15 protein-coding genes are annotated in these 16,751 nt (G+C 38.6%); 4 read left to right on the top strand and 11 right to left on the bottom strand.

Annotated features, from left to right (window positions below; all coding sequences use genetic code 11):
- Window positions 1-25 precede the first annotated feature (25 nt).
- Genes LVD51_RS08125 through LVD51_RS08110 form a run of 4 tightly spaced genes read right to left on the bottom strand, consistent with a single transcriptional unit; the run spans window position 26 to window position 4,312 of the window.
- Window positions 26-988 (bottom strand): AAA family ATPase, encoded by a 963-nt coding sequence (locus LVD51_RS08125; protein ID WP_394803163.1) that lies wholly within the window; start codon window positions 986-988, stop codon window positions 26-28.
- Between the two features lie 36 nt (window positions 989-1,024).
- Entirely contained in the window at window positions 1,025-1,660 is a 636-nt protein-coding gene (gene ddpX / locus LVD51_RS08120) for a D-alanyl-D-alanine dipeptidase (protein ID WP_236970716.1), read from the bottom strand.
- On the bottom strand, window positions 1,657-3,759 hold the full coding sequence (ligA, locus tag LVD51_RS08115; RefSeq protein WP_236970715.1) for an NAD-dependent DNA ligase LigA: 2,103 nt from the start codon (window positions 3,757-3,759) through the stop codon (window positions 1,657-1,659). Before ligA ends, ddpX begins: the two co-directional genes overlap by 4 nt.
- A gap of 7 nt (window positions 3,760-3,766) precedes the next feature.
- Window positions 3,767-4,312, bottom strand: coding sequence for a 1-acyl-sn-glycerol-3-phosphate acyltransferase (locus LVD51_RS08110; protein ID WP_236970714.1), 546 nt, complete (start codon window positions 4,310-4,312; stop codon window positions 3,767-3,769).
- Between the two features lie 225 nt (window positions 4,313-4,537).
- Between LVD51_RS08110 and LVD51_RS08105 the strand changes: the two genes are divergently transcribed.
- From LVD51_RS08105 to LVD51_RS08090, 4 genes are all read left to right on the top strand, one after another.
- Complete coding sequence (locus LVD51_RS08105) at window positions 4,538-5,143, top strand: RNA polymerase sigma factor (RefSeq protein ID WP_236970713.1); 606 nt, start codon at window positions 4,538-4,540, stop codon at window positions 5,141-5,143.
- A complete protein-coding gene (locus tag LVD51_RS08100; RefSeq protein WP_236970712.1) occupies window positions 5,140-5,592 on the top strand; it encodes a hypothetical protein in 453 nt (150 codons plus the stop codon). Before LVD51_RS08105 ends, LVD51_RS08100 begins: the two co-directional genes overlap by 4 nt.
- A 22-nt stretch (window positions 5,593-5,614) precedes the next feature.
- Complete coding sequence (locus LVD51_RS08095) at window positions 5,615-6,034, top strand: hypothetical protein (RefSeq protein WP_236970711.1); 420 nt, start codon at window positions 5,615-5,617, stop codon at window positions 6,032-6,034.
- A gap of 312 nt (window positions 6,035-6,346) precedes the next feature.
- On the top strand, window positions 6,347-7,756 hold the full coding sequence (locus LVD51_RS08090; RefSeq protein ID WP_236970710.1) for a tetratricopeptide repeat protein: 1,410 nt from the start codon (window positions 6,347-6,349) through the stop codon (window positions 7,754-7,756).
- 259 nt (window positions 7,757-8,015) lie between these two features.
- Here LVD51_RS08090 and ppgK read toward each other — a convergent pair whose 3' ends face one another.
- From ppgK to LVD51_RS08055, 7 genes are all read right to left on the bottom strand, one after another.
- Complete coding sequence (ppgK, locus tag LVD51_RS08085) at window positions 8,016-8,771, bottom strand: polyphosphate--glucose phosphotransferase (RefSeq protein ID WP_236970709.1); 756 nt, start codon at window positions 8,769-8,771, stop codon at window positions 8,016-8,018.
- Window positions 8,772-8,776: 5 nt separating this feature from the next.
- Entirely contained in the window at window positions 8,777-9,670 is an 894-nt protein-coding gene (locus tag LVD51_RS08080) for a peptidylprolyl isomerase (RefSeq protein ID WP_236970708.1), read from the bottom strand.
- Complete coding sequence (locus LVD51_RS08075) at window positions 9,667-10,344, bottom strand: peptidylprolyl isomerase (RefSeq protein WP_236970707.1); 678 nt, start codon at window positions 10,342-10,344, stop codon at window positions 9,667-9,669. Before LVD51_RS08075 ends, LVD51_RS08080 begins: the two co-directional genes overlap by 4 nt.
- On the bottom strand, window positions 10,313-10,681 hold the full coding sequence (locus tag LVD51_RS08070; RefSeq protein WP_236970706.1) for a hypothetical protein: 369 nt from the start codon (window positions 10,679-10,681) through the stop codon (window positions 10,313-10,315). Before LVD51_RS08070 ends, LVD51_RS08075 begins: the two co-directional genes overlap by 32 nt.
- 30 nt (window positions 10,682-10,711) lie before the next feature.
- Window positions 10,712-11,935, bottom strand: coding sequence for an ABC transporter permease (locus tag LVD51_RS08065; RefSeq protein ID WP_236970705.1), 1,224 nt, complete (start codon window positions 11,933-11,935; stop codon window positions 10,712-10,714).
- Window positions 11,936-14,890 carry a glycoside hydrolase family 3 N-terminal domain-containing protein gene (locus LVD51_RS08060; protein WP_236970704.1) on the bottom strand — a complete coding sequence of 985 codons (2,955 nt, stop codon included), beginning with the start codon at window positions 14,888-14,890 and terminating at the stop codon, window positions 11,936-11,938.
- A 106-nt stretch (window positions 14,891-14,996) separates the two neighbouring features.
- The gene (locus LVD51_RS08055) at window positions 14,997-16,745 is read right to left on the bottom strand and encodes a S8/S53 family peptidase (RefSeq protein WP_236970703.1); all 1,749 of its coding nucleotides are present in this window, start codon (window positions 16,743-16,745) and stop codon (window positions 14,997-14,999) included.
- Between the last annotated feature and the right edge of the window lie 6 nt (window positions 16,746-16,751).

Here is a 16,751-nt window from a genome sequence, read left to right as displayed (position 1 = left end):
CAGTACTTTTAGGTTATGGTGTATTTTAGATTAATTGATCAATAATATTTTCCTCGGTTAATCCTTCAGCTTCAGCTTTGTAGTTCTTTACGATACGATGTCTCAGCACATAATTGGCTATAGCCTGCACATCAGATATGTCAGGGGAGTATTTTCCTTTAATGGCCGCATGACATTTGGCACCCAATACCAAGTACTGAGAAGCACGTGGTCCAGCTCCCCATTGAATGTATTCTTTTACTACAGAAGGAGAGTATTCACCATCAGGCCTAGTCTTGTGTACCAATTTTACAGCGTATTCTAATACGTTGTCGGCAATGGGTATTTTTCTGATTAGTTGCTGAAAAAACATTATTTCCTTGGCATTGAGAATGTGTTGTACTACTGTGGATTGTAAGCCAGTAGTTTCTTTGACCACTTCCAATTCTTCGGCATAGCTAGGATAAGACAGTGGAATATTGAACATGAATCTATCCAATTGAGCTTCTGGCAATGGATAAGTACCCTCTTGTTCAATGGGATTCTGGGTAGCCAATACAAAGAAAGGATGGGGTAGTTTAAAATTTTGACCAGCAACTGTAACCGATCTTTCCTGCATAGCTTCCAATAGGGCCGCCTGAGTTTTTGGGGGAGTTCTATTGATCTCATCGGCCAAGACAATGTTGGAGAAAATAGGTCCTTTATTGAATTGAAATTGACGGTTCTCTCCTAATATTTCTGATCCAGTGATATCAGAAGGCATTAAATCTGGGGTAAATTGTATCCTTTTAAATTCAAGATCCAAAACTTCAGATATAGTGCTGACCAAGAGCGTTTTTGCCAAACCGGGAACGCCGACCAATAGACTGTGACCATTGCTAAATAAAGAAATCAATACTGTTTCAACCACATTTTTTTGGCCGACAATGATTTTTCCAATTTCCGATTGAAGATCTTGGTATTTCTCAGCCAGTTGGTCAACGGCTTCTTTATTGGTAGCGAACTTTATTTCCTGCATAAATATTTCAATTTTTGAGTTTACTTATTAATTATTACAATTCCAAACCACATTCGACAATGCGTAGTCGTCACTTCCCACAAAATCGTAATGCCACCATTCTGTGCGGATCGGTTCAAATCCATATTTTTCCATAGTCTGTTTAAGTAACTTTCGATTACTTAAAATGTTTTTAGGTAAATCTTTAAATTCTTGATGGGCTTTTTCCCCAAAAAAATCATAGTCTGTACCCATGTCCAATTCCTGCCCATCGGTATCGACAATGGTCAGATCGACGGCTCCACCTCTGTTGTGTACAGATCCTTTATGCGGACGAGCCACATAATGAGGGTTGGGAACGGCATCCCACAATTTGTATTGAATGGATTGGGGACGATAACAGTCAAAAACCTTAATACCCAGACCCTGGGTCTTCAGATATTGATGAATTTCAGCCAAAGCATAAGCCACATTGGTTTTTAAGTAGCACTTGCCGCAATCGTACATTTGTTTCTTGGTAAAATTATTGGTACTGGCATATCTGATGTCCAAGACAATAGTAGAATCAATACTTTGAATATTTATAAATTCAGTTTGATTCATCGTATCCACTAAGGTGTCTTGAGCCGATAGGGCATAGGGCAAACACAAAATCATCAACAGCTTATAGTATGGAGTAATCATATATCTATTCTAGCTTTAAAATCTTCTTCGGTCATTATCTCTACACTGCCTAATGCTTGAGCTTTTTTTAATTTAGAGCCCGGTTTTTCACCGACGACTAAAATATCGAGTTTCCCACTAACGGCCGATATTACCTTGGCTCCGTGTTGTGCTGCTAATTCCTGGGCTTCTTTTCTTGAAAACAATTGCAAACTGCCAGTAAACAATATGGTTTTGTTTTCGAAAACCGATCCCGATGCTACAGTTATCGGCAAATCGGCTTCTAATTGATTCGTGTTGACGCCGTAGGATTCCATTTTACGCAACAACTCGACGTTAGATTCAACGTTGAAAAAGTCAATTACATTGCCTGCCAGTACTGGGCCGATGTCTTTTATGGATTGAAAACGATCTAAATCCCAATTTTGTAAATCAAAGATGGAATGAATCTCAGCTGCAATAATTTTAGCTGCCTTTTTGCCCAAATGATGGATGCTCAGACTGAGCAATAATCGATGCAGTGGATTTTGCTTAGCTTTATCCACGCTATTTTTAATATTTTGGGCAGATTTTTCTCCAAAACCTTCCATCGACTGAATGGCTGAATAATCTAATTGATATATATCACTGATGTCCTTAATAAGACCCAATTCGAAGAATTTAATAATATTCGATTTGCCCAAACCTTCGATATCCATAGCGTCTTTAGAGACGTGATAGATCATTTTTTGTAGCACCTGTGCTTCGCAATTGCTATTGAGGCAACGCCAGGCCGACTCATTCTCAGCTCGAGTCAAAGCCGTGTCACAAACTGGACAATGGCTGGGAAATTCTATGGGGTGTACTTCTTCGTTTCGGAGTTCTGGGAAGGATTGTACAATGTAGGGAATTACATCGCCGGCTCGTTCAATCAATATGGTGTCGTTGAGCTGAATGTCTTTGGTTTGGATAAAGTCTTCGTTGTGAAGAGATATGGAAGATATGGTTACACCGGCCAATTCAGTAGGTGTGATTTTGGCAACCGGAGTGATTGATCCCGTTTTCCCTACTTGGAAATCCACCTTTTCCAATACCGATCGGGCTTGTTTGGCTTTAAATTTATAGGCAATTGCCCATTTGGGATGATGAGCAGTACTTCCTATATTTTCTTGTTGGAGGATGGAGTCTACTTTTACCACCATGCCGTCGATCTCGTACCCATATCGATCTCTATTTTCGGCCCAATATTGACAAAAGTCGATGACTTCATGAATATTACGGCATTTGGTTTTTTCCTCTAACGGCACTTTAAATCCCAAGGTGCCCAACAACTCTATGCGATTGAAGTGACTATCGAGGTCATTGGCCAGGTCTTGATGTTCCCAATATGCGATTTGATAAATAAAAGCCTCTATCCCTCTTTCAGTGGTGGCTGTGGGTGATTTCATCCTCAAACCGCCAGTAGCTGCATTTCGGGCATTGGCAAAGAGAGGCAGATCGTTTTTGGCCCGTTCAATATTTACTTCGGCAAAGGTTTGTTTTGCAATAAGGGCTTCGCCGCGCAATTCTATTTTTTGTATGCCGATGTTACTAAATGGAGCATATAGAGGGATGGTCTTCAAGGCCTTCATATTTGGCGTGATATCTTCACCCTCAACTCCATTGCCCCGAGTGGCAGCACTGATTAATCTGTCATTTTCATAGACTAGGACGATACTCCCTCCATCGTATTTGGGTTCTACCGCGTAGACGATATCTTCATCTGTATCAAGTGCCTTTTTGACTTGTCTGTCGAAGTCAATAAGATCATCGGCATTGTAGGAGTTGGCCAAAGACAACATTGGAGATAGGTGAGTGATAGTGTCTGTAGTATCGTTGATGTCGCTACCTATTCGCTGGGTAGGACTGGAAGGATCCAGCCACTGGGGATGAGCAGCCTCGATGGATTCGGTTAACTTGTAGAGAAGGTCGAATTCTCGATCTGTGATCAAGGCTTGGTTCTCTATGTAATACTTGTGCTCATGAAATCTCAGCACAGTCAATAACTCAAGATACTGTGACTGATCAATCTCAGAACTATGGTCTAAACCTAGAAAAAATTTGGTCTTTTTATTGTATTCAAGGATGGAGTCTTGGGTCATAATATCGTTAGAAACTTCGGTTTACAATTTTTCCTTTCACCCCTCTAAAATAGTTTTCTACAGTGGCGATGGTCTCTTCTGCGTTGTCAGTGGTCCAGAATGGAGGACTAAAGTCAACACACTTATTCTCAAAGTCAAATTTAGTAAGATACATTGGTATTTTAGCCTTATGGGCAATGTAATAGAATCCCGATCGAAATTCTGAGACCTTTTTACGAGTCCCCTCAGGTGCAATGGCTATGAAAAATGACTCCTTGCTATTAAATATATCGACAACGGCATCAACAAATCCACGATTTTTAGATCGATCGACAGGATAGCCGCCGAGGGCGTAAAATATTCTTCCCGACAAACCTTTAAAAAGTGATTTTTTGGCCACGAAACACACCTTTAGGTCAATGGCAGTACGCACCAAAAGACCCAGTGGAATATCCTGCCAATGAGTATGAGGGGCCACAATAAAGACTCCCTTTGCGGTATTGGGAATATTGCCAGTTATCTTCCATCCCCAAAGGGAAAGGATAAATTTTGCTATTTTTTGTGATATCGACATTGATGATTGCTTCTATTCTCTAGCCAAAATATGAAATGTTCTATCATTTTAAATTATCTAGACTAAAATTATTTAAGATAATTAAACCTTTAGACTTTTTCTGTCTCTAATATAAAACGAGACCATATAAGTACCTGAAATTTTCTGGTTTATGGATTGAGATAACTTTTGATTGTTTTGCGATTTTGTAAAAAGTGATACTTTCGAAATAGTTTGTAACTTTAGATGGAAGAAATATTAATTGAGACAAATGTTAGAAATGTAAAGCTAAAAGTGATTAAGAGTACCGATAGCGAAATACTTCAATTGATTAATAATCCAGCAACCATTAATCGCGGTTTTAGAATGGTGTTTGCTGAATATAAAGAGCCACTGTATTGGTATCTGAGAAAAGTCTTGTATAGTCACGAAGATACTGATGATGCATTGCAAAATACTTTTGTAAAGGTTTTTGAGAAAATGACGTCGTTTGAAGGAAGGTCCTCTCTGAAAACTTGGATCTTTAGTATTGCCTATCGAGAAGCTTTACAGATTATTAGGAAAAATAAACAATTGCGCAATGGAAATATAGACCATGTGCTGGGATTGGAAGATGGTTTGTTGGCTGATCCCTATTTTGAAGGCAATGAAATTCATGCTACATTGGTCAAGGCTGTGCAACATTTGCCGGAAAGACAACGACAAATATTTGAATTTAGATATTTTGAAGATTGGCCATATAAAGACATAGCGTCTATGACTGGACTTTCCGAAGGAGGGATAAAAGCTTCCTATCACCATGCGGTGAAAAAGATAAAAGATTATATGACAGAAAATATGATATTAAAATGAAGAAAATGCAGGAGGATGGTTTTGCCAACACCGGCTTTTCGTCGGAAATGGAAGACCTCAAAAACGGTCGATTGTTTCATCAACCAGAAGGTTATTTTGATGAGTTGGAAGCAAAATTGTTTGCCAAGACCACTGACCAAAATCCTATATTGTTGAAGCCTGAGAAGACAGATTCGAGGCAAAGGCTACTTACCCTATGGCTGGGTGTTGCAGCTTCTGTTGCCCTTCTCATATATTTTGTTGGAGTTCCGTCTCCAACGCCCAAAGCAGAATCTTATACCAATACTGATATCATAGATTATCTGGAATATTCAGATGTAGATATGATTGAAATTGTCGAGAGCTTGGATCATATCCCCGAATTCGATGAAGAAATGTCGGATAAAATAGAGGTCTATTATGAGTATATAGCAGAGAATTTAGTAGATTTTGAAGATATTATATATTAATATAAATAGTAATTTTAAATAAATGAAACGAATAGTCAATATAATTGCTTTTATGGTGGTAGTTACTGCTGCTATACATGCACAAGAAAAACGACCAGATAAATTTGAGGAAATAACAGCTCAAAGGGTTGCTTATATTACCGAAAGAATAAGTCTAACTGTTAAAGAAGCACAGGTGTTTTGGCCAGTGTATAACGATTATACTGCAAAAATGAGGGAGCTGAAGAACAGAAATTACATCAAGGAGGCAGATCTCAACGACAATAATGCCCGAGAATTTTTACACAATAAATTGGACAATGAAAAGAAAATAGTTGAGCTAAAATCTAATTTCTATGATGAAATCTCCGATCTCATAAGTTATCGAAGGATATATCTTCTAGAAAAAGCTGAATACGAGTTTCGACATAAATTATTGGATCGATATAAGAATAAAAAATAGTCTATAACCCAGGATAAATCGATAAAATTAGAAGCCGAGCATTAAGTTGTTCGGCTTTTTTATTTTTAACACTTTTGATATGGTTGTGAGAACTATTTATTGACGCGTTGTTTATAAACACTTATAGATGTATAATATTTTAATAGATGAAGTATGTTAGGTGTACCTTGTTGTAATACAGTGTTTTGTGTTGGTATTAAAAGTAATATTAATGTATGGCAAGTGTGGAGAAAGTATTAAAGTAATTTGTTTGTAGTGAATATAATTTCAGTATATTTACCGCCGACAAGTTTTATAAATCCCCCTTGTGACATGGAAAGTAAACCAAACAATAACTTCGACATATTCCAGCTTGTCTTTAATTTTGAAGAAATGCTCATTTCTGGAGAGGAATTTTACCTCGATGAAAATGCCTTCCTTCAAATATTAGAGTATTATGCTGAAGAACAAGAATATCAAAACGCGCTTAAAGCGGCAAATATTGCCATTGATCGATTTAAGTATAGCGTCGACTTTTATATTAAGAAAGTTGAATGCCTATATTATTTGAAAAAATGGAAGGAAGCAGAGAAGGCTTTGAATGACGCATTGTCCATTGCCCCATATGATTTTGATACCAAGCTCTTGGGTGCTCGAATAAAGATATCACTGAAAAAATACAAAGCTGCTCAGACCATTTTAGAGGAAATCAAAAATGGTGCAGACAATCAAGAACTGGGTAGAATATTTTTCTTAGAAGGTCTGATCTTTGAGGCCAAAGAAGAATACGATCAAATGTTTGATTCTATCAAATTTGCCCTGTTGTGTGATCCTACCAATGAAAACGCTCTTAGAAAAATATGGGTGTGTACAGAGATGGAAGGACGATTCGATGAGTCTATAGTGTTGCACAATTCTATAATAGACGAAGATCCATATTCGTATTTGGCCTGGTATAATCTTGGTCAAGCATATGCTTGTAACGGGGATTATGAAAAAGCATTGACTTCGTATGAATATTCTTACCTAATCGAGCCGAGCTTCGAATTGGGTTACCAGGATCGTGCCGACCTTTTGTTTGAATTGAGACGTTATCAAGAGGCTTTATTCTGCTATACGGAATGGTATGAAATTACCGGTCCAGATTCTGAAATCTTATGTCAGATCGGTCATTGTAACCTGAGATTAGGTGAATACGATAAGGCCAAACATATCTTTAAAAAGGCGCAAAGACTAGATCCTTACAACGATGAAATATATTTTCTGTTGGGCCGATGCCATTACAAAAAAGAAGATTATTCCAATGCAATTAACGCATTTTATAAGGCGATTCGGATCGAAAGTCTAAGAGAAGAGTACTATGCATCACTGGCTTCAGCGTATGTTAAAATAAAAGAATTTACCAAAGCTCACTATTACTTCCAAAAGGCAGAAGAGATAGGTCCAGATCAATCCTATATTTGGAAAAAGCACGCATTGTTTTTATTTAAAATAGGTGAATTTAGTGCGGCTCTGGAAATCATCGATGAGGGTATCGAAAATGCCATGGATTCTGAACTGCTTTACTGTAAAGCAGGCTTCTTGGTTCAAATGGATAAAAACATTGAGGCTATGGATATCTTGGAAGAGGCATTGGTCGAAAATTTTGATGGCAATAGAACCTTTTATGAAGTGGTAGATGGACTTGAATTAGATGCCAATATTGTATCTCTTCTTCGATTCTTTACGCCTCAGAATAGCTAAATAAAAAATTCGAAAAGACTAAGGCCTTTGGTTTGTTTGTTCCATCGACTACTGGTTATTTATTGAAAGGATGGTCGCTTGATTGCAGAATAAGGTGGTATTCTTCAGTTTTTTACAAACCGAAATAAGTTACAATTACAAAGGTATTTCGGCCTGCTAATGACTGGGAAATGATACAGTAAGTATGCCCATTAAGAATGGAGTCAAATCCAAGAAAAATAGATAAAAAAGAAAGGAGACCAAAATGGTCTCCTTTTTTTTATTTAGTTCTATCGTAAGCGTATACCGAAGCTCCCACTACGCCGGCCTCATTTTGGAGTGAGGCGGGTATGACAGGAAAAGGAAGGTCGATCTCATCGGAGAACTTATTGAACTTTTTACTGATTCCTCCACCTATGACTACCATATTGGGAGAAAACAAACGATTAAGATGTTTCAAATAAGTGTTGAGACGTTGTCCCCATTCATTCCAAGTAAGGTCTTCATTTTTGCGAGCGACATTGGAAATGTGTCTTTCGTAGATATCGTTGTTGTACCAAAGGTGTCCCAACTCAGAATTGGGAATCATTACTCCGTTGTAGAAGAAGGCTGACCCAATTCCAGTACCTACGGTAAGGAATATTATTAACCCTTCATCTCTGATCTGTTCGTCGCCAAAATTGATTTCTGCAAATCCGGCTACATCAGCATCATTCGCAACATATACATCGGTATTCAACTCTTGTGAGAAATATTCTTCGAGATTGAGGTTGAACCAAGATTTGTCTACATTGGTTGCAGACAATGCAATGCCATTTTTGATTATGGCTGGGAAACCACAACCGATTGGGCCTTGATAATCTGGAAAACGCTCTTGAATGGCTGATTTGATAACCATGGATACCGATTCTGGTGTAGCTGGTTTGGGCGTCAGGAATTTATATCTCTCAGTGAGCAATTTTCCTGTTACTATATCAGTGATACCCATCTTAATACCGGTTCCACCTATATCAATGCCTAATATTTCTTTGTTCATGTTAACTATTGGATTTCGATTATGTTCATTTTGATGTCTTCTAAGGGGCGATCAGCTCGATTGGTCTCGGCTTTGGCGATTTTGTCGATCACATCTAGACCTTTGATGATTTGACCAAAGACAGTATACTGATTGTCCAGAAATGGGGTGCCACCCTTTTCTATGTATTCATTGATTTCCTCTTCAGTATACTCAATATTATTGCGTCTGGCCATCATCTTAAGTTCATCGGCGGAAGTAGAATTTCCATGGACGATATAAAATTGAGAACCTGATGATTTTTTTTCTGGATTGACCATATCTCCCTGTCTTGCTGCAGCCAAAGCGCCTTTGAAATGCTTGTGACCGGCTTCGATTTCTGCTGGTATCTGATATCCTGGACCACCAGCTCCAAGGTTTTTACCGGCGGGGGCATTTCTGGAATCAGGGTCTCCGCCTTGGATCATAAATCCATCAATAATACGGTGGAAAAGCAAATCCTTGAAGTACTCCTCTTTAATCAGTTTCAAAAAATTTTCTTTGTGCTTAGGGGTATCGTCGAATAGTTCGACAAGTAAATTCCCATAGGTTGTTTGAATTTCAATCATTGTAAATCTAGGTGATGTTATTGTAATTTCTTTTCTTTTTACGGTTGATTTTTTCTCGTTGGAAGAGTGAAGGGTTACAGTATATGTACCCGGTTTGTAAAATGTATGAGTTGGACTAACCAAAAAACTAGAATCCCCATCACCGAAATCCCAATGATAAAAATCGGCTTTCTTCGATTCATTTTCGAATTGAATGGTCGCAGGGGCAGATAACTCTTCTTGTTGTAGAGCGGTAAATTTGGAAATAGGTCTATTACACGATGACATAGCGATCAAGACTAATGCCATGAATATTAATGTACTGTGTTTCATTCGTGGGGATTGAATATCGTGATTTGCATTGGAATATCTTCTACAGGTCGTTGATTGGCGTCAGCTCTCATCTTGGCAATCTTTTCTACTACATCTAAACCCGAAACCACTTCGCCGAAAACAGTATACTCATGGTCCAGTTGTGGTATGCCGCCTACTAGTTTATATAGCTTGCGCTGTTCTACGCTGTATTTAAAATTTCTTTCTTCTTCTACACTGTTCAACATTTCGTCGGTGACATCTTGGCCTAGAGTGATGTAGAATTGGGAGCCAGAAGACTCTTTGAGGGGATTGACATCGTCAGGTTTTCTCGCTGCAGCTAAAGCCCCTTTGATGTGAACAAATCGAAAATCTGGTTTTAAGGTATAATCTGGCCCGCCTTGGCCTAAATATTTTCCTTTTGCTGCATTCTTAGATTCAGGATCACCACCTTGGATAATGGTATTGGGTATTATACGATGAAACAATAGATCGTTGTAAAAACCAGATGAAGTCAGTTCCAAAAAATTGTCTTTGTACTCCTTGGTTTCATTGTATAATTGAATATCGATATCCCCATATTCTGTGGAAATTCTCACATAGCTATCCTGGTCATCTTTACATGAGAAGGATATTGCAAAAATCAGGATGAGGATCCCTATCTTATTGATTTGCTGGAACATTTTCAAAAACATGTAGGTGAAAATATTTAATTATTTGATTTTTTAACCATTCTTCTTGTTCTTTAACGCCTTTTACATCAAAAACTTTAAGTAGTTCAAAATGTGGCCAGCCTTCATCGTCCAATCCGTGAAACCGATAATACCCTTCCATTTCGAGTAGTACATAGGCTGCTACATTCATTAAGTCCCTTTTCTCTTCTTTGGTCCATTTGGTCTTTAAATGTCCATATTCTCTCAGTCCCATGGCCAATAATATATTATTGAGATCGGGTAGATGCTCTTGCTGCATGATGTCTTTAACAAAATGCTGAATTCTCAACCACTCAAAATCGACTTCCCATTTTTCCATAAGTATATTATTATTAATGTAAATATACTATTATTTTTTTTCACGATATGCTAGATTCACAGCTCTTTGTGCACTCGGCCATGCAGCCAACAGGCATATCGTCAATACTGCCAGATAAGCCAATGCAAAATCTTGCCATGCCAAGGCTGTGGGATATTGTTCTACCATGAAACCTTCAGACATATTGACTAAGCCAATGGTCTTTTGTAAAAAATAGATGGTCAGAGTAATGACCGTTCCCACCGCTATGGAGGTAAGGGCATAAAGACTGCCCAATTTAAAGACTATTTTCTTGATGTCTGATTTTTTAGCCCCCATCGCCCTTAATATCCGAAAATTGTCTTGCTTTTCAATGACGATCATCCAGATACAGCCTATGAGGTTAAAGGCGATCAATATCAAGGTAAATAAGACTAAGGCAAATCCCATCCATTTTTCGATATTCATTAGTTTGTAAAGATCGGCGTCTTGCTCGAATTTGTCCAGTAAAATGACTTCGTGGTTGGGCAATAGTTTTCTTATATTTTCTTTGAGAATTTTATAATCTGCTTCTGGCTTTACTTTGAATTCAACTCCTGAGTAGACTTGGTCGGGGTAGCCTACGAGTCGCTGTACATAGGTTATAGGGGCATATGCAGTATTGGCAGAGCCATCTTTGAAAGCAGTATAAGTGCCAATCGGTGAAATGCTTTGTTTTTTAAGCAGTTTTTTGCCCAGAAAGGTGTTTTTATCTCGATTGGGGAAGTAGGTTTGCAGGGTTCTAAAAGGATCGTTAAGCACAACGCCCAAATTGATTTTTAAATTGGATCCTAGTATGATTCGATCCACACCATCTGTTCGTAGGTCGAGTTCTCCCATGGATTTAAATGGTCGGAGGTCGACTACTTCAAAGTAGTTTTCGGGCACACCATATAATGTGGTGACCAAATTGTTGTTGTCGTATTCAAATAGTACCGTTTCGTGAATGGTGGGGGCAGCTGATATGACTTCCGGAATTTCTCCGAGTTGTGTTAATTCTTTCCCGGACAATTCGATAGTCTTGCCTTGTGCTGGGGATAGGGAAAGGTCGGCATTGGTCTGGCTGTACATGTTCATTAAGAGATCTTCAAATCCATTGAACACAGAGGTGATTAAGAGAAGGGCGGATATACCTATAGTGAGACCGAGAATGCTCAATCCACTTATATAATTTATAAAGTGATTGTTTTTTCTTTTGAAAAAATATTTCCAAGCAATTGAATTAGATATCGACATTTATTGACTTATATCTGGAAATGATTGATGTACGTCCATGCTTTCATATATGGTATTCTGTATCTTAGAACGATAATTATGTAAACTTAACAAATTTGGACGATTGGGGTAGTTGGGATAGGTTCTATTTGATAAAAAAACATAAACTAAGTCGTAATTTGGGTCTGCCCATACAGCTGTACCCGTAAATCCGAGATGGCCAAAGGTCTCGTCCCCGGCCAATTCGGCTGTATTTAAACTTCTACTACTGGCTTCAAGATTTTTCATATCAAATCCAAGACCCCTTCTTTTGCTTTTGGGATGCCTAGTCGTAAAAGTAGCCACGGTTTGGGGGTTGAATATTTGTACTCCGCCATAACTGCCTTGATTTAATAACATCTGGAATAGTACTGTCATGTCGTATACATTGGAAAAAAGACCTGCATGACCACTGACTCCGTCCAACATGGCCGCGCCCATATCGTGTACGTAGCCTTGAATTAAAGTATTGCGATAATATTTGTCGTTCTCCGTGGGAACGATGTCATTTTTAGGGAAATATTTATAGGGTTGAAATGAAGTGTTTTTCAATCCCAACGGATCGTAAATATTTTCTTTTACAAATTCATCTAAGCGCTGTCCTGTTACATTTTCTACCAATCTAGCCATAAGATAAAACCCCAAATCGCTGTATTTATATCCCTGTCCCGGGCGCAGTGGAGAATCGATTATCTTTTGATATATGGTGTCGGGATAGTCATTGCGCAAATATAAATTGTCACAAACTTGAATGGAAAAAGTGTCATTGGCCTCATCCCTGTAATAGACGGGACTGGTTAATGGAATTTTTCCTTTCTCCATCGTCGATTGATAAAATGGTATCCAGGCTTGCAGACCTGCTCTATGGGCTAAAATATCTCTGATAATTAATGGAGATTTGTCGGTGTTGTGCAACATAGGGATATAAGTGCCTATAGAGTCATCCAGGGAGACTAAGCCCAGTTCGTATAATTTCATCATGGCTACTGTGGTCGCTGCCACCTTGGTAATACTAGCCAAGTCATATATGTGGTCTTGGGAGACCGGGAGGAGTTTTCTATATGTGTGATGCCCAAAAGACTTTTGATAAATTACGTAATTGTTTTTGGCAATGATGATTTGACAACCGGGGAAGGCTTCCTCACGGATTCCACTGGCCACGAGAGAGTCAATTTTTTTTTGAAGAAATTGACTGTTGATACCCACTGTTTCAGGTTGGCCGTATTGCAATATGGTGTGGGCCGCTGTGGTGATTCCCTGATTGAATGGACTCAAAGGAGAAGCGGAAACCGGTAATTTGCCTCGGAACGGAAGTTTGCCAAACAGCGCATTAGCTACTGCTTCTTGGGTAATATCATCCTTGTTGTAGCCACATATAACTGTGTTCACATTGTCAAAATACTTTAATGCGTATGGACTTCCAAAAACGACTAGAACAACCTTATTGTTTTTGGCCATTTTATTGACCCAATTGATTTGTTCTGTAGATAGGCCAAATTGACTAGAAGCATATCGAGATTTACAGTGAAGACTGATGATATAGGTTTGGTCTTTTTCTTTGACGCTGGATTTTATTTTTGCTAAATCTCCATCGTTATTTACCCTTAACGAGTTGATACTGGCATACTTGGATAATGTGTTTTGAAATCTATTGTTGCCCGATTCACCGATAGCAATACTGGTATAGGAATTTCCTCCTACTAAAGTCAATAGCTTGGGTTGGTCGCGAACCAAAGTAATGGAAGCATTGATTAAGTCCTTTTTTAGGTTTTGAGCATAGGGTGTAACTATTTTTTCTCCTATGTCTGCCACCTCTAGAGGAGCTGGTGTTTTGGTTAAATTCAACTCATATTTATATTTCAAAATCTTTTTGACACTTGAAGCCAGTCTTTCTTCTGGTATTTCATTGTTCTCAATGGCTTGCTTGATTCTATTAATGGCCAAAGGCAAGTCGTTGGGCAGGAGCAATATGTCGTTGCCCGCTTCGAAGGCTTTAAATTCTACTTCCCCATTGGGCCAATATTTGCTTACCCCTTGCATTTCTAGGGCATCGGTAAATATCAGTCCTTCAAATCCCAAAGAATCTTTGAGCAATCCTGTGACCGTAGGTTTAGAAAGAGTGGTGGCAATATTGGGTCTATCGTCCAAAGCAGGAATGTTGAGGTGAGCTACCATTACCCCAGCAAGCTTGGTTTTGGCCAATGCGGTAAATGGATAGAGTTCGATATTCTTCAGACGAGCGAGGTCGTGATTAATTACGGGCAAATCCTTGTGGGAATCGGTGTCTGTGTCTCCGTGACCGGGAAAGTGTTTGGCGCAAGCCAATATGCCATTGTCTTGCATTCCTTTCATATACATATATCCTTTTGCGGTGACATTGAATTTGTCTTCACCAAATGACCGATCGTTGATCACGGGATTGAGAGGATTGTTGTTAATATCCACTACCGGTGCAAAATTAATATTGACGCCAATCAGTTTTAATTGTCGGCCAATTTCTTGTCCTAAATTGTAGATTAAATCGTTGTCTTGAATGGCACCCAATAACAATTGTCTGGGATAATTGACTACGTCTTCTTTAAATCGCATAGCTGGCCCCCATTCCGCATCCATAGATACAAACAAAGGAATATCGGCTTCAGATTGAAATTTGTTGACCAGGGGTATTTGTTTTTCTGGACTGCCTTGAAAAAAACATAAACCTCCTATTTTATATTTTTTAATTTGCTGGCTTATGGATTCAACGTGATCTTGTCCCTTGTCAGAATGAGCCCGAATCATAAAAAGCTGGCCTATCTTTTGTTCAAGACTCATATTATTGTACATGGAGTCTATCCATATATCTTCTGCGCTTCTCCCGACATTGTTTTGAGAATTTCCAGAATTGATAAAACAGAAACTAAATAGTAATGGATATAGTAAATAGTTTATTTTCATAGTGTTTTTTTTTGCTAATCGGTATCTTTAGATTACCCATCCATAATATATATAGTATTTAAAGAATAAAACAAAACCACTTGAATTTGGGTTCGATTATTTATTCTTAAATTTTTATTATTTTATGGATTGTCCATCCTTGGTCTTGTACTAACCGTACAAAATACATACCGTTTTTTAAAAACTCTATGTTAATGTAGTGGTTTTTGGTATTTGTAAGCTTTTTACTAAATACAATACTTCCATTTATATTTATGATATCTAATTTAATTTCACTATTTATCAACCCAAAATCTATATTAAAACCCGAATGTATGGGGTTGGGATATATTTTGACAATAGGGTTTTTTGTAAAAATTGTTTCATGAGTGGTTACTTCTTGGGCTAATTGAACAGCCTTGAATGCATCTATTCTACCATAACCATAGACCGAGTTGGGAGAGGCCATCGGTCCGCAAGGATTGTCTTCTATTTCGTAGGTTGATTCGATAAGAATTTTACGAATTTTATCGACCTTCCCTGCCAAACTTGGATTGGCTTCAATAATTAGTGCGACAACACCAGCGACCACTGGTCCAGACATACTGGTCCCAGACAGTGTTTTCAATTGTCCATTTAAGAAGGCCGATTGGATGCCTACTCCTGGAGCTACAACTTCTGGTTTGACTCCGTTTTCTATGTTGGGACTGCGATTGCTAAAGTCGGCAATACTGTCTGATTCGGTAGATGCACCTACGGTAAAACTGTTTTCAAATATCGCTGGATAAGTGGTTAGAGATTCGCAACCATTTCTACCTTCATTGCCCGCAGATACTACAACAAAAACCCCTGATTCTGTCAATCGATTGATGGCAGAGTCCAATAAATAGAAATTATTCGCTCTACAACCTTCCACTAGGGGACAGGACCAGCTATTGATTATCACATCGGGAGCCAATTCTGGACGCGGATGGTTTCCGTAGATGTCGGTAGGTGCCAAAAACCACTGTAGGCCAGATAGATAGGTGGATAATTGACCATAGCCGCGATCCATCACTCTTACCCCAATCCACTGTGCTCCTGGTGCTATACCGGAGCTGTCTCCATTGCCCGACCCTAATGCTATGCCCATGGTATGATTTCCGTGCCCGTTGTCATCACATGGGGACAAATTTCCAAAGCCGCATGGTGTGTTTTCCGGAATGTTGGCCGAATCACGGTGAATGGGATTGGGACCTGCGATGGCATCGTACCAGTGATAGTTGTGGTCAGCGCTGTCATTGGATATCCAACCTCTGTATTTGTTCTTGAGAAGGTAATGATCCCATTCGTACCCAGTATCTTGACCGCCGATAACTACATTTCTCCCGGTATATCCTTGTTTCCAAACCTGGTCTGCTCCAATTTTTTCTATGGCCCAATTGAGATATTTTTCACTTGACCTTACATTAAATGTAGGTTCGGTGATTTGGGAAACAGCTACAGTGAAATCCGGAACAACAGTACTTATTGCGCTATCTCTTGTCAATGATTCCAGATGATGACTATCGATTTTTACCTTGATCGCATTGACGATATAGAAACTTTTGAATGGAATATTCCATTGGATTAAACTGTCGATAATAGATGATTGAGTAGTCTGAGATATAGAGGAGAGGTGATTGTAAACTATCTCAGCCTTCTGTTCTTTTTTCAAATTGTCATCGATTTCAATGGCCTCTACTTGTGAATTGAAAATTAGAAAACACTCGACACTATCTTCCAATTGAAAACGCTCTATAACAAGACTGTCTATCTTAGATTGACTATAGACATTTGAAAAAAATATAGCTAGGATAGTTGAAAGTAGGAGGTTTCTTGTGGTTAACCCATTCATAATGTT

This window comes from Membranihabitans marinus (assembly GCF_021729155.1).
Lineage (GTDB): Bacteria > Bacteroidota > Bacteroidia > Chitinophagales > Saprospiraceae > Membranihabitans > Membranihabitans marinus.
This window is presented reverse-complemented; position numbering and strand designations above follow the sequence as displayed.